Consider the following 13972-nt stretch of genomic DNA (forward strand, 5'->3'; position numbering starts at 1 on the left):
TTCCGCCAAGCAATCGCCGCCGCACCAGCTATTCGTCCCGCGCGCGGCTGACTCTCCGCACCACGAACTCGAACAGGACGTCCGAAATCCACATGGCGCAGACGCCGATCAGGAAGGCGGCCGCCAGCGTGGTGGTGTCGTCGGCGGGATCGGGCATCGGCAGGCCGGCGATCCTAGCGTAGGACACCGCCGGCAGCGTCAGGTAGGCCGCCGCAAGTGCGCCGGAGATCGGCGAGGCCACCATTTCGCGCAGCTTGTAGCGATGCCGCGACAGCGCGCGCAGAACGCCGCCGGCGAGGCCCGCCGCCACGACCGGTCCCTTGATGCCGAGCAGGTCGAAAAGATCGTTCATCATGGCCTCCAGCCGCAAAGCTTCTGGCCCTTTTCGTTGTGAGCCAGGATCGCCGCCACCGACGCGTCGGAAAGGGTCGCCGCCTCCGCCCTTGTCGGCCGGAGGGGATGCCCGGCCGCGCAGAACGACCCGCCTGATGTGGTGCAGCCGGCCAGCAGCAGCGAGAGCGCTATGATTTTGACCATCTGGCCAGCCTCCCCCTGTTGTCGTCCGGCGCCCGGCCGGCGACGGCATCGTCGATCTTCTGGGCTTCGGTGCGCGCCGCGGCGTCGGCGGCATCCTGCCTGGCCTTCTGGCTGGCCTTGCCCTTGGCATAGGCTGTCCAGGCACCGGCAAGCGCGGCGCCAATTGCCAGAAGATACGGCCAGGCCTGGCCAAGCAGCGCGAGGGTGAGTGTTCCCATCTCATGTCTCCTTGGCCGGCGGCGCGACCATGCCGCGCGGCCCGTCACGCACCGCGTTGATGATGATCTTGGCAAGGGCAATGGCGCCGCTGATCTGAAGCGCGGTGCGGTCGCTCACGCCGAGCAGCGTCCAGTCGAAGCCGGCGAGCGCGCCGCCGCAGATGATGGCGATCAGCGTGTTGAGGAGATTGTGCAGCGCATTGGTGTTGAACCATCTCATCGAAACAGGCTCCCGAAAAAATCGGCGACGTGATGCCGGAAAGCCGCGAGCGCTCCGGCCATGAGAACGAGGATGCCGGCCGCGGCAGCCGCCTTGCCGCCGGGCGCCGGCGGCACGGGCCGAACCGAGGGCGCCCCATTGGGCAATGTTTCGACCCTAGGCGGCGGCGCCGCGGTCACCGGTGCCGCAGGGCGCTGCGCCGACATCAGCAGGGCCTGAACCCGCACCGACCTGACCCGATCGGACCAGCCGCGCCCGAATGTTGCCCATGTCGGCAACCGCTTGAGGAACGCCAGCCGCGCATCGCAAAGCGCATCGATGGTCACACCGGCCGGCTTTGCCTTGGCCGCCGCGACGGTGACCGGTCCGATCCGCCCGTCCTGCGCAACGCCGACGGCCGCCTGCAAATATATGGCCGCCCGGCCAGGCCCGCTGTTGACGGCGAAATCGAACACAGCGTGGTCGACGCCATCGGGCAATTCGGCGCCGAGCACAGCGTCCCAGTAGAAGCGGCGATAGACGGTGGCGACCTGCGCGTCGCTGATCGCACGCAGATCCGCCTTCGTCGCGTCGGCCTTCACATAGCGACGGAAGCTGGCAAGCGTCACGCCCTTCATGGTGGCGCCGCCGGGGTCAGCCGGATTGTCCGACCATCCTCCTTCCGATTTGAGAACAAGCGCAAGCGCCCGCGCGAAGTTGCGGTCCATGGTGGTTTCCTTTCCGCCCTTCCGGGCAGTTGTTCAGTTTTTGATTTTTGGTATGTTCGCCGGGTGGAGGTTAGGTTTGACGCGGGCGATTATGATTCTGGATATCATTCGCCAAGTTGGCAGATACAGACTTTAAAATTCTGAGTATCAGCAAGAGACTCGTGCGCTCGGTAAGTCATTGACGCACCTAGGACGCGTAAAAGCACATATGCCTGACATAAAACATTTAGTTTTAGGAGTCCTCATCAGCGCCTTCTCCATCGCGTGGGTAGTTATTGCCACGATAGGGGTGCGGCGAGAGACGCGCGCGTACAACAAAAGCCTGAGAGACATCGATGAGAAGCTCCGTCAGGATAAAGATCAATAGGAGTTCGAAATTCAGCGAGTTTCAGCTAGTGCTTTTTGAAGACGAACAGCTTTGTGTGAAAGGATACTGGGCTGATCACTAAGTCGATCGCGCGTCTTAAGGTCACCATCGGTCGCGACCGGCTCTCATACAATGGTTCAAGCAGGCGCTTTAACAAGTTGCTCTCCCGCATCAACCCCAGATATCCGCCCCTGGACCGACTTTCCAAAAGCCGGAACCCCATCCCGCTGATCGTTCTAATTGTGTCGTTCGGGGTGAAGGCAAATTGGTAAAATCGGGCCATGTCCGCGGCACTCAAATCTTCGTATCGACCGAGCCGCATCTTTAGACGCCTCAATGGCGACACGCTGGGGACAGTTAGGAAAAGGAGTCCGCCAGGTTTCAGCACTCGGCGTGCCTCCTCGATGATCGATGCGTAACCATCCTTGAAGTGTTCGATCACCCCCAAGGACCACACCCCTTCGAAAAAGGCATCCTCGAATGGCATTTCTCGCACGTCACCGAGAACGATATTAAGTTCTGGGGCGTGCTTTTTGATCCTAGCGATGGTTACGGGGGCAAAGTCTAATCCGTAAGCCTCGAACCCTGCGTGATGGAGCCCAAAGACTGTGTTGGCCACACCGCAGCCTGCATCAATCACTCGATCAGGCGGGCTTAAATACTTTCGGGTAACATGCTGGACAAAGACGCTCTTTTTCCGAATGTCCGCTGCTGTTAGGGATTGCGCCCAACGATCGTCCCAGAATCCTTCGTCGGCTGGTCGGTCGATGAATACAAGACGATCATGCTGCTGATCGAGATATACCTGCTCCACCATTCATTTGCCTCCCCCAAGGCGCTGCTCAACATCAGTTCATTTGCCGTAGTCTCGACCCACAATCGGAACAGCCGGAACGCTGGTATGGAAGCGCCCGAAGAGCAGTACCCACACCAAGACCTGAATCGTCACGAAACCGACGAATGGCTGCCGTGCCTGCGCAAGAACGTTCTCCAAGGCATTCCGGTGCGCATAGACCCCTATCACGCTGCCGAGGATGATCCAGAAGAAGAACCACATACCCTTACTTTTGAGCGAAGCATGGTGCAACGCCACCAACGCTCCGCCATAGATCAACCCAAATACGATCACAACGGGAATACCACCAATCGCCCACGCCTGCCCCCAGAATGTACCAGCCAAGCCGTACAACGCCTGCGAAAATATCTGGGTCTGGAGCACCGTGTTGAACCCAGTGCTGTCAAAGCCGAAGGCCGACGGCTGGATTAGCAGTTGCGCCAAGGTATCGCGAACCGTGTTCCACCATGGATAGGTCGTGCTACTCCTAATCAGCCCTTCGATGTTTTCATGAGTGCCGAAGGCTTCCCAGGAGGCCACCATAGCCATCGGATCAGAACCGCCTGCCAGCATCCTGCCAAACGGCAGGTCGCGTTTGTAGGCCAGATAGAAAGGCTTCATAAAGAAGATGATCGCAAGCGTCGCCAGCCCGATCGCCCATGCCTTCCAATGCAGGGCCGCCTTCGTTATCGGCCACTCCCACAACAACACGATGGCGAAGGCCATTGCCAAGATCACCGGGACAGTCCGATCACCCGCGATCGCATTAAGTGCGACCATTAACGCAAAGATGGCTTGATAAATACGAGCGCCGCGACCCCACAACCTATCGAAATAAATCGATGCCAGAAGGCCGATGCCGCTGACCCAACGCCACACGATCGAAATGAGCCCACCAACGGCGTCATAGATGTCGGCACGCTCCATCGCGTACCACTCAAGTCCAGCCCTGTTTGCCATCCATGCATAGCAGGCTAAAGAAATGATCAGCGCGCACCGAATGAACCAGGTGACCCGCATCGGGTGCAGCTGGTAACAAGGGGGACGCCCCCCGTCCACAGAGGAAGGCATCAGCAGCAGCGCCAACCCGAACCCTAGCCAAGCAGCGACCATCACCAGAATTGCTTCCGACGACGCCGGCTCGAGATATGGCACCAATCCTTTCGCCCTCACAGGTCGCGTGAAGCCAATCAGCGCGGGCACCGAATAAGCAAGAAGGCCGACATAGCCAATCGCTACAACAGAAACCCGATTGTGGCGGGCCACAAGTATAAAGGTGGTCACGGCCACCATTGACCACAGAGCGAGCACCATATCTTTCGTTCGTCCATTTGGATCAAAAAAGCAACCTAGGCGATTCGGTCATTCACAACGACAAAGTCTACAACTCGAAATCGCCCGCCCAGCCGACTGTCGCGCTGACCACCCATGAGCCCGTTGCGTATGCCTCCAGGGTTACACGCTCGCCGGGATCGAGAATGAGATATTTTCCTGCACCGCCGCCCTTGATCGTGTCCGTCCCGTTGGGCTCGATGTTCATGACATGGGTTGCGTGTACTCCGGCAAAGCCGATCCGAACGCCAGGCACGGCAGGCGGCAGCGTATGTGTCCGCGTCGCGCCGGCCCCGTTGTTGTGGCAGAGTGCCCGGTTGTGAAGCCCGGACAGCGTTGTGTTGACGGTCAGATTGGTCGGCACACTCGACGTCCCCTGCAGGCCGGGATTGTTGCCGCCAATAAACCTGGTCACGATGCCGGCCGTGATGGAACTGCCGGTGCCATCACCAACCCATTCCGTCATGTCAAAGCCATCGACCAGCATTTCGTCTATCGCGCCGCCGGTGCTTACCCGAAAAGCAACGCCAATGGAGGTCGAGTTTTTCAGGGCGATGTCCCTGAGACTGGCTTTGCGCAGCCGTTGGCCCACGGAAAGGTTGAACCGGATGCCATGCGACTGGGTGTTTCCCCTGATGCCAGAAAGGCTAAGGCTCGCCGGTGTCACTACGTTCGCAACGACGACGGCGTCGGTCGAGCAGTTCATCAACGTGCCCGGACCGATCGCAAGAGGCGTCTGGTAGGGCGCGGCGATTACGGCTGTGGCACCCGACGTTCCACCCGTGATCGTCTCGCCAGCCGGAAAGATGCCGGCCGAACCGCGCACATAGATGCGCCGGGTCGCGCTGTTTGCTGTTTTGGCAATCGCAGAGTTGCCTCCAGTGATTGTCTCACCGGCCTGAAACGTCCCGCTTATCGGCAAGACCCTTAGCACGTTGGCAAAGAAGTCGACCAAGATGCCCGTCGCGCCGGATGAACCGCCTGTCACCGTCTCACCGAGTTCATAGTCGACGGTTGAACCGGTGATGACGATTTCAAAATGTTGGAACCGCAGGGTTCCGGCGGAGCCAGAGGTGCCGCCGCTGACCGTTTCGCCAGTCGCAAACGATCCAACTTGCGAGCTGAGGGCGAACTGAAATTCGCCGTTTGGCTCCAATTGCAGGGCGGTGTTGTAACGATCGATGTACCAGTTATCGAGCCGACCCGACTGAATCTGAACGCCGAAGACGTTACCGGCAGAACTACCGGAGAGCCGGTTGCCGATTGCCTTGACATTCGAAATAACGATCTCGCTGTTGGCGTCAGTCGCGGCTACGCCAACCAGACAGTCATTCGCCACCACGTTAGTTATGATCCCTCTCGGATCTCGCGCACCGGTCATCTCCACCCAGACACCGGCGGAGGGGTTGTCGAGATGTGCGTCCGCGAAAACCCCATCGACCAACACGTCGGTGGTGTTTAGATTTCCCGTATAGGTCAACACGACACCGTCGCGTTTGCACTTCGCCGACCGGATGTTGCGCACGATCGGCTTGCGGACGCCGGCCACGTAAACCGTGTCGCCAAACTCGCCGCCGGTTGGCGTGACGATGTTATAGCCGTCAATGTCCTCAATCGTCGGGCTGTCGACACAGAGCGCCATCACGCCGGCAAGGCCAAGATTGCGGACTTTCACGCCGCGAATTGTCGGCCGCTTCCGGCGTGCACCAGTGGAGAGGCCGACGCGAATACCGATAGAAGCCTGGTAGCCGGCATGTGATCCACCATCAATCGTGAGGTCCCCGTCTATCAGGACGTCATCGGCAGCAATATCGATGACGGGATGGTGGCCGGTAACGGTGCCGACTGGCGCGCGCAGGATCAGGGCAGAGCCGCCCAGGCATTCGACGCGCTTCTTCGCTGTCGAGATCGTGTGGTTGCCGTCGGTCTGGTAGGAGCCGTCAATCAGCACATGCGGATAGCTGCCCGCGAGCAGTGCACTGATAGCAGCCGTGGCATTCGCACCGCCACCACGCGCGCCGAGCATTGATGCCGTCACCGGAATTGAGGCGAGCGTATAGCCTGTCTTCGTCATGCCATCGCTCAGCGTGATCACCAAATCCCCGACATTCGTTCCATTCTTGCGGTACACAGCGCCGCTGCCTGCCACCTGAGAGCTGTCGTAGAAGGCGGTGCGGATGTATGTGGGTGCTATCGGCGGGTAAAATGCCTCGGCCGTCGCCTTGGTCGCGAATTGCGGATCGATCAGAGGCGTTGCCCTGACTGCTGGACATGCACCGTCGTTCCCTTCTGCATGGTGCGCCCGGTGCGGGCATCGGCAGCGCGGAACCATCGGCCTTCGCTGACCGTATAGATACCGTTCTGCGTCTGGTCGGCCTGGTCCTTGACCAGCACGCGGTCGCCCACCTCCGTCGCCACCCCGTCGATGGTCTGGAGGCCGGAAAGCGCAATGCTGGCGGTCGTCGCCAGGCGAACAGGTTCGCGCTCGCCGGTCAGAAGGCGAACGGCGGCGGCTGAAGATCGGGCCATGCTGGCGTGCTCCATGAAAAAAGCCCCGCGAAGCGAGGCTGAAAGAGATTTTGGTCTTGAGATAGAGGGGGGCCTTTGGATCAGCCGGCAGATATCAACTGCAATTGTGATGGCATTGGCAGCGTCGAAGTTCCACGCAGCATCAAACTTCCTGAAGCCGCACAACGGCGTTCCAGCCATAGGTCTTTGCCGCGACGCCGGTAACGGTCACCTCAATTCCGGAAGCCCCCACGGCGACGGAGGCGTCGAGCGATGCGGCGTCGGTCGCATATTCGCCGATCACCGTTTTGGTGATCGCACCTTCGACTGCCAGGGTACCGCCTGTGTTGCGGATCACGCCGGCGAACACATAGCCGGCGCTGGTCGACGACGAACCATCCGTGCGGCGGGCAGCGACATCGACTGTGAACTTCGCGCCTTGCCCGGGCCTGATCGGAACAAAGCTGTTTCCGGCTTCGAAGATCATAAGAACGGGCGTTGCGTCCGGCGTCGACTTATAGCCCTTGAAAAGATCGCCGCCCCGGTTTCCTTCAATCAGCGCCATGTGCGATCCGTCATCGGTTGGCTTGCCCGTCGCCGTACCGGAGTAGATGTTGCCCCGCACCTCGACGTTTGGCGAGGATCCGCTGATTTTCACATCGTTGACGACGCTGCCGGTCGTCGCCTTGAAAAGGCCACCCGTCGCCCTCTGCCGTTCGCCCGATATTGTCGACAGGGCGACATAGGACGATCGCGCATCCGCGATGCCTGCATGGGTTTGCGACATGTCGCCGTTCAATCGAACGCCAATGGACGCCGCCGCGCCGCCCATGTCGACAAGCGTGTCGGCCGACACAATGGTTTCATCCGCCGCGCTGAAGACGCCGTAGGCATTGGCCTGGGTAAACCCAAAGATGCGGCCGGCACCAATCCTGACGCCACGCGAGATCTGTTGCCCGGCCGGGGTTTCGATATAGATCCCCTGATGCGTCGCCTGGATGTCGAACGACAGCAGGCGAAGATCTTCGATATGATGACCGGTGCCGGCGCGAATGCCTTGCTGCACGCCTTCCGTCACCAGGCTGCGCACCTCGATATCCTTGGCCCCTCGCAGCACCAGACCATAAAGGCCATCCCTGGACTTGGCACTGATGTGAAGGCGTTTGTACTTCAACACCGATCCGGCGGGCGCAGCGCTGCGGGTGAAGGCGACGGCCGCGCCAAGCTGAACGCCGCCAAGCTGCGTCCAGTCGATATCCACCTCGATATCGCTCACCGGCCAGTCGTCGTCGCTCTCCGCATCGAAACCGTTCAAATAGGCACTCACGCGAGCGCGGCGGACAAACACGTGACTTGTGCCGGAAACCTCGTCGTTGATGGTGACGATGTTGCGCGCCGTGTCGCCCCTGGCGTCGTCGATGTAGACCCAGCTGGAATCGGCAATGCGGTAGTGGTCGCCTTGCGTACCGGTGAGCGTGCCATGCTCGATCGTGACACCTGAAATGCCGCTGATGTTGAAGACGCCAAAGCCGTTCGCAGCCGCGACATGATTCCAGGCGCCGTTGACCTTCGGCGCGATGATGCGGTTGTCGCCCTTCAGGTTGAAAAGGTGCGTGGCGTCCTCGGTACGCTGCAAAAGCGCCCTGTCATCAAACTCGACCGTCAACCCCTGCGGAATGTCGATATTGCCCGCCAGCGAGAATGTGCCAGCCGGGATGATCAGCCTGCCCTGCCCGGCGGCAGCAATGGCGTTGACAAACGCGGTCCTGTTGTTACCGGCTGCCGTGTCGGCGCCCGCCGCGCGAATGTTGATCTCCTTCGACCTCGGTGCGTTGACGATGTCGAAGCCGGCTCTTGCTCCACCTTGCAACGTGATCGCCAGACCGCCCCCGCCCGCCGAAATGGTGCCATTCTTCCTGTAGAGGGCTTGGCCGTCGCCGACCTGCGAATAGCCGGCAGTCCTGATATAATCCGGCGCGATCGCCGGTGAGTACGCCTCCGCCGTCGCCTTGGTCGCAAATTGCGGATCGAGCACGGTTGTCATGGCGCCCGTCGCCACATCCGCCGCCGCCTGGGCCTGGTCGATGATGCCTTGCGCGGCTGCCTGGATATCGCCGACGGTATCGTCGGACTGGTAAAACGACAGCACAATGTCGTCGGCACCGATCACGGGGCTCACTGTCTGGAAGGCATAGACGAAATCAGCCGAAGCCGTGCCCTCCTGGACATGCACCGTCGTCCCCTTCTGCATGGTGCGACCCGTGCGCGCATCGGCCGCGCGGTACCAGTAGCCTTCCGACGCCGTATAGATGCCGTTCAGCCTGGCGTCCGCCTGGTCCTTGACCAGCACCCGGTCGCCGGTCGCGGTCTGGACGCCGTCAACCATTTTGAGGCCCTGGATCCAGGCGACGCCGTCGATGACGATCGTCTCCAGGTTCGCGGTCGTCGCCAGGCGCACGGGTTCGCGCTCGCCGGTCAACAGGCGAACGGCGGCGGTTACAGGTCGGGCCATGAGGCTTGCTCCATGAAAAAAGCCCCGCGAAAGCGAGGCTGTGAAAATTGCGGTTCAATTACAGGTCGGTCCGCCCTGCCGACCCCTCGTGCAGCAACTCGGTTGCCGCCCGGCCTCAGCCCTGCTCACGATGCTCGCGCGGCTGCGTGCGGCAGATCAGTGCCGAAGCAACGGCAGAATCTTTTCGTCGAGGAGTTTGAGCCGACTTGCCAGTATCTCGGCGTTGACGGGATTCGCGTCGACATTGACTGGTATCAATTTCGCTACGGATTTTCCGTGGCGCGCGGCCTCAACCCAATCTTCGAGGGCGCCGATATAGCCATCGAGAGCCTCGAAGGGAGTCCTGGTATCGTCAGCGGGGATATATGTCGGCGGCACATCGCCCACGATCACCCAAATCCATTCCGGCACGTCTGGCCTTCCAGGCTCAATCTCAAACAGAAAGATATAGATAATGCCTTCAGCGCCATATCCGAGATACTCGCCCTTGATGGACAGCACCCAATCGTAGAATTCGAGGTGTTTGCGAGCCTCAACGTGGGCAGAGTCGAGCTCGTTGTCGCCTGTGCTGACATCCACTGGCGGTAACCGCATAACACTCGCTAGGTCTGGCTTGGCTTCGTTCACCATGGCTAGCTCCCTTCCCAGTTGCGCAATCTTTGCCTAGTCCAGCGCTCGAAGTCTCGAGCGTCCATGTGGCGCTTCATATGATCAGCCCTAGGGCGAGGTCGAATGTTTGATACGTGATCTGGCCCACCGTCAGCCAGTGGAATCTCATGGGACACATCCATATTTCGGCCCGTAGCCGGATCCTTGGGCCAGGGCTGACCATGCTTCAGTTCCCATTCCTTACGCAGAGCCTTATTGGTGGTGTATCGCCCCGGATGAACCCAGCTAAAAGTGCCTGTTTCGACACCTTCGGTCGCCAGATCCACCACGCTGCTGTAATTGCCAGGGTTGGCTCCCTGTATTTGTGTATCGCCAGTATCTACGGAAACCTGAGGAACCGCAGCTTCTGAGCTGGCGACAATAGAGTCATCGGTGGATCGCCCAGCGAGCCTTGCCATCACCTGGCTGCCAATGGCACTGAGCCCTTCGGCAAGGACATTGCCGCCGGCACCCCAAAGTGCCCCAGCGGCTGCACCGCTCAGCATGTCCTCATCCAAGCCATGCGCATATGCGGCGCCATAGATTGCACCCTCGCCGCTGGCGACAGCGGTTCGTGCGGCCAGACCAGTCAGGCCGTCCAAGGCTGCGGTGCCCAACCTGCCCGTGAGAGTGATGCCCGAACTCGCCAGACCATGTCCGGCGATAGCGCCGCCAAGGAGCTCCGCCGGCAGAGCTGCCGACCCTGCCCGGTCTTCGGCATCTTCCGTCGCTGTCCGTTCGGCGACGAGCAACTCCTCATAGCTTTTGTCGGAGAAAAGCGAATTGAGGCCGGCGGCGGCTTTGTCCGCGTGACCAAAGGTGATCCCTTTGGCCATCAGCCGGGCCACGTCATCGGCGGCTTGGAGAGGTTGCAGCCAGAACGACGCGGCATTGTATTGTGAACGAGCCGGATGCGATGCGACAGTCAACAGGCCGGTCGCCAGGGCATCTTCCCGTGCCTGAATGTCTGCTGGTGTCAGCTTCGGATCGGTTGCGTTCTGCCGCAGCCGAGGCAAGCCGGACTGAAACAATTGCCTCGCCATCTCAAGGCGGAAACGTGGATCGCGGACAGCGAGAAAAATCGTGCTCAGATCAGTCATGCGCTGCCGCCACGGCACGCTTGGGTCGATGAATTTCGCGGCAAGGCTTTCCGCGGCAGACCGCGGCAACGGCAATATCTTGTCGAAACCCATCTCCTGCTGGGCTGCAACGGCCCAGGTAATGGCAGCCTTGTAGTCCTCGGGAGTTGTGATCTTGTCCCAGTCGGGAGCCCTGCCCGGGAACATTTGGCTGACATAGGCGGCAGGGTCTGCCCGTCTGGCGCCCATAACGAATTGTGCGCCGGCAGCCTTTGCTTCGTACCGCGTCCACTCTTCCTGTGAACCGCCGGCCGTGGGCTCAATATCCCGAAGCTCAGCATGTATCGCCCGGTTTGGCGCGCTGCGCATGTCAAAGATCGAACCAGCGATGCCAGCCGTTACGTTGAAGGTTTGAAAACGCTTCGGGCCGTCTTCCGCGCCATAGATATTGACGAAATCCTGTGCGGTCGGTTTCTCCTCGGGATATTCGCCCGTGGCGGCGATGACAGCCGGGGCGTTTTGCTCCGCGAGTTGCACTTTCGCGCGAGCATCGACCAGTTGGGCTGCGGTCGCAGTGTTGGCCTGATCCCTTAGCGCTGCGAGATCGCTGGGCTTCAGGTAGGTGATGGCGTCGAGTGGGATTGCTGGCTTGTCATCAGGCGTCGTCGAACTGCTTCTATCGAATGTCGATGTGCCCGAGGCACTGGAGCCATCAACCGCCTCGGCGGCATCGTCCTTGGTCCGGCTTGCGGCTTGCCCCGCACCCAGCATCTCCGCAGCCCGCTTCGGGTCCTTGGCGATCATCGCCTGGACCAGCGCCTTGGCCGTGTTGCCGCGCCAGGTGGCCTCGGCTGTTTGCCGAAGGATCGGATTGCCGATCTTGGCGATCAGGTCGAACCCGCTCTTCCGGATCGCCTCGAAGGTCTCGGTGTCGTTCGGATCGCCCTGTGCAATGGAACCGGTGGAGATGTTGTCGACCTTGGTCCACTCGGCCAATTCATACTCGTCACGCCGCTGGAGTTGCCGCTGAGCCATGCGCCGTGCGCCAACCGCGCGCATCGCCTCCTTCTGCCCGACGAAACCAGCGCGCTGGCTTTCGGGCATACCAGGCAAGGCATCGTCGAACAGCCTGTCGAACAGACCAGTCTTCACCACCCGGCCGTTGTACGGATCGACCTGGCCGTACATCGCCTCATGCAGGCCGTTGCCGTCGGCCGGCGCGTTCGCCGCCACTTCGTCTTCCGCCTGCGCGATCTGGCCGTTGAACCGGCGGCGCGCAAGCTCGGCGTCGAACGCCTCCTGCTGATCCTTCATCTGCTGGTAGCGCTCGGCGACAGCGGAAAACTGGCCGCCCAGCCCTTGCATGGCGCCGCCAATCGGCGATCCCTGCGGATATTGCGGCGCGTTGCCGGTATCGAGCCGGCGCTGGCCAATGGAAAGGGGGATGATGTGGACCATTTCAGTAGAGCCCCGAATAGCCGCCGGCTATGGCCGCGCTCGCCCGAGGCGAAAATGCAGAACCGCCGAGGCTCACGGCCTTGGTCGGGTCGTAGATTTTGGATAGGCCGCCAACGAGCGCGCTGCCGGCGTTGAAGATCGATGCCGTCGCCGCCTGCTTGCCGGAGAAGCGCGAGAGTGCGGCCTGGCTGTTGAGATTGTTCTGGCGCAGCTGCGAGCTGTACCGGATCGCGTCGAGGTCGAGCTGGCCCTGCCTGGCATTGGCGGCCAGCACCTCGGTCGGCGAGCCTGATATGCCGACGCCCGAGGCGCCGGCCTGGGCGCGCGCCTGGCCCAGCAGGAGATCCTGTTTGTGGCGCTCCTGGCTTTGTTCGAAGGCGGAACTCTGCGCCTCGGCCTGCGCCTGCTGTCCGTAGGCCTTGGCCTGATAGTCGGCCATCTGCTTCGACTGCTGGCCTTCGACCAGCGCGCCGCCAACGGAAAGGGCGGTGCCGATAAGGGCAAGTGTGCACATGGTTCAGCCTCGTTCGCCAAAGGAGGTGGTTGCGGGGATGAATTTGCTTTTGACGCCGTCCACCGGCGCGCCGAGCGCCGGGCGCGGGTCGAGCACACCGCCGGGGGTGAGGAACGACACAAGCAGCCTGTCGGCCTGCAGCGCCGGCCGGCTGAGACCGGGGCAGCGGCCCGCGGGCCGGCCATAGCGGCGCGGCGGGTGGTGGTCAGGTTGATCTTCAGATCGGCGACGCCGGCGGCATCGAACAGGCCGTGGGCGGTGGCAATGGTGCGGGCGAGCGCATCGGCCTCGAACAATTCCTGGCGCAGCAACTCGACCAGCCGGCGGGCGCTGCGCCAGCGCTCGCCAAGCGTTGCAGCTTTGGCCTTGATCTCGTCGCCAAGCGCGGCGATGTCGGCCCGCGCTTCGCTCCGAGCGGCCTCCGCACGGCATTTGCCGGCAGCGACGATGATCTTTTCCAGCAGCCCGATCTGCTCGTTGCAATCGGCCAGCGCGGCACGCGCGGCGGCCAGGTCGCCATCGCCGAAGACCGCGCGGTCCTCGGCTTGTGCCAGTTCGGCTCTGCAGTGAAGCGCGTCGTTGAGGTCGGTATCGAGCATGGCGATGACGGCGGCGAATTCGGCAGCCGTCCGCGCCCTGCCGAGGATTTCAGCATGGAGGGATGTCATGGGAGGAGTGTCCTTGTGGATGGAGTGCGGGCGGGCAGAGGGTTATCTCCCCCCTCGAGGGGGAGATTAGTTACGGCTCCGCGTCAAACACCGGCGTAAATGCCCTGATCGTACAGGGCGTCGGGTTGTTGTGGCGGATCCTCACCCGGCCCTGCCCTTCCCAGCTGTCGTCGATCGGCACCTCGACATTGCCGGTGAACAGCGTTGCCCGCCCGTCCGGCGCAACGATCGAGGGCATGCGCACCGGCTCCCAGCGGCCGCGCATCAAGGACTGGACTTGAAGCCCCGTGGTGTCGGTCTCCAGCAGCGACAGGATCACTTTCGCCACCTTCTTGCGGCGGCCGATGATGGAGCCGTCGCGGCCGCCGA

Annotated in this window: 14 protein-coding genes and 1 pseudogene; 1 reads left to right on the top strand and 14 read right to left on the bottom strand. The window is 61.6% G+C overall.

Annotated features, from left to right (window positions below; all coding sequences use genetic code 11):
- Positions 1 to 28 precede the first annotated feature (28 nt).
- The 13 genes from EOB49_RS22325 to EOB49_RS22385 form a co-directional block, all read right to left on the bottom strand.
- Entirely contained in the window at positions 29 to 352 is a 324-nt protein-coding gene (locus EOB49_RS22325) for a hypothetical protein (protein ID WP_127320028.1), read from the bottom strand.
- On the bottom strand, positions 352 to 537 hold the full coding sequence (locus EOB49_RS22330; protein WP_127271123.1) for a hypothetical protein: 186 nt from the start codon (positions 535 to 537) through the stop codon (positions 352 to 354). Before EOB49_RS22330 ends, EOB49_RS22325 begins: the two co-directional genes overlap by 1 nt.
- Positions 522 to 755: a hypothetical protein gene (locus tag EOB49_RS22335; protein WP_127320026.1), complete on the bottom strand. Its 234-nt coding sequence runs from the start codon at positions 753 to 755 to the stop codon at positions 522 to 524. Before EOB49_RS22335 ends, EOB49_RS22330 begins: the two co-directional genes overlap by 16 nt.
- A gap of 1 nt (position 756) precedes the next feature.
- Positions 757 to 975 (bottom strand): hypothetical protein, encoded by a 219-nt coding sequence (locus EOB49_RS22340; RefSeq protein WP_027035106.1) that lies wholly within the window; start codon positions 973 to 975, stop codon positions 757 to 759.
- Positions 972 to 1682 carry a glycosyl hydrolase 108 family protein gene (locus EOB49_RS22345; protein ID WP_127382256.1) on the bottom strand — a complete coding sequence of 237 codons (711 nt, stop codon included), beginning with the start codon at positions 1680 to 1682 and terminating at the stop codon, positions 972 to 974. Before EOB49_RS22345 ends, EOB49_RS22340 begins: the two co-directional genes overlap by 4 nt.
- A 392-nt stretch (positions 1683 to 2074) precedes the next feature.
- Complete coding sequence (locus EOB49_RS22350; RefSeq protein WP_127382257.1) at positions 2075 to 2866, bottom strand: class I SAM-dependent methyltransferase; 792 nt, start codon at positions 2864 to 2866, stop codon at positions 2075 to 2077.
- Positions 2867 to 2902: 36 nt separating this feature from the next.
- Positions 2903 to 4198, bottom strand: coding sequence for a hypothetical protein (locus EOB49_RS22355; RefSeq protein WP_127382258.1), 1296 nt, complete (start codon positions 4196 to 4198; stop codon positions 2903 to 2905).
- A 67-nt stretch (positions 4199 to 4265) separates the two neighbouring features.
- A complete protein-coding gene (locus tag EOB49_RS22360) occupies positions 4266 to 6365 on the bottom strand; it encodes a hypothetical protein (RefSeq protein WP_164781767.1) in 2100 nt (699 codons plus the stop codon).
- A 95-nt stretch (positions 6366 to 6460) separates the two neighbouring features.
- Complete coding sequence (locus EOB49_RS22365; RefSeq protein ID WP_127382259.1) at positions 6461 to 6745, bottom strand: hypothetical protein; 285 nt, start codon at positions 6743 to 6745, stop codon at positions 6461 to 6463.
- 142 nt (positions 6746 to 6887) lie between these two features.
- Complete coding sequence (locus EOB49_RS36545; protein WP_164781768.1) at positions 6888 to 9236, bottom strand: hypothetical protein; 2349 nt, start codon at positions 9234 to 9236, stop codon at positions 6888 to 6890.
- A 156-nt stretch (positions 9237 to 9392) separates the two neighbouring features.
- Positions 9393 to 9866 carry a hypothetical protein gene (locus EOB49_RS22375; protein WP_127321108.1) on the bottom strand — a complete coding sequence of 158 codons (474 nt, stop codon included), beginning with the start codon at positions 9864 to 9866 and terminating at the stop codon, positions 9393 to 9395.
- A gap of 2 nt (positions 9867 to 9868) precedes the next feature.
- Positions 9869 to 12421, bottom strand: coding sequence for an HNH endonuclease (locus tag EOB49_RS36965; RefSeq protein ID WP_206526128.1), 2553 nt, complete (start codon positions 12419 to 12421; stop codon positions 9869 to 9871).
- 1 nt (position 12422) lies between these two features.
- Positions 12423 to 12935, bottom strand: a complete 513-nt coding sequence (locus EOB49_RS22385) for a hypothetical protein (protein ID WP_127382260.1) — start codon at positions 12933 to 12935, stop codon at positions 12423 to 12425.
- Positions 12936 to 13186: 251 nt separating this feature from the next.
- Here EOB49_RS22385 and EOB49_RS36550 point away from each other — a divergent pair, with 251 nt between their 5' ends.
- Entirely contained in the window at positions 13187 to 13702 is a 516-nt protein-coding gene (locus tag EOB49_RS36550) for a hypothetical protein (RefSeq protein ID WP_164781769.1), read from the top strand.
- Here the strand turns inward: EOB49_RS36550 and EOB49_RS37850 are convergent.
- Positions 13674 to 13972, bottom strand: a pseudogene (locus EOB49_RS37850) (hypothetical protein); the annotation flags it as partial. The gene EOB49_RS36550 and the pseudogene EOB49_RS37850 sit on opposite strands and share 29 nt — an antisense overlap.

Origin of the sequence: Mesorhizobium sp. M7A.F.Ca.MR.148.00.0.0 (assembly GCF_003997735.1) — a bacterium.
In the GTDB taxonomy this organism is placed as follows: domain Bacteria; phylum Pseudomonadota; class Alphaproteobacteria; order Rhizobiales; family Rhizobiaceae; genus Mesorhizobium.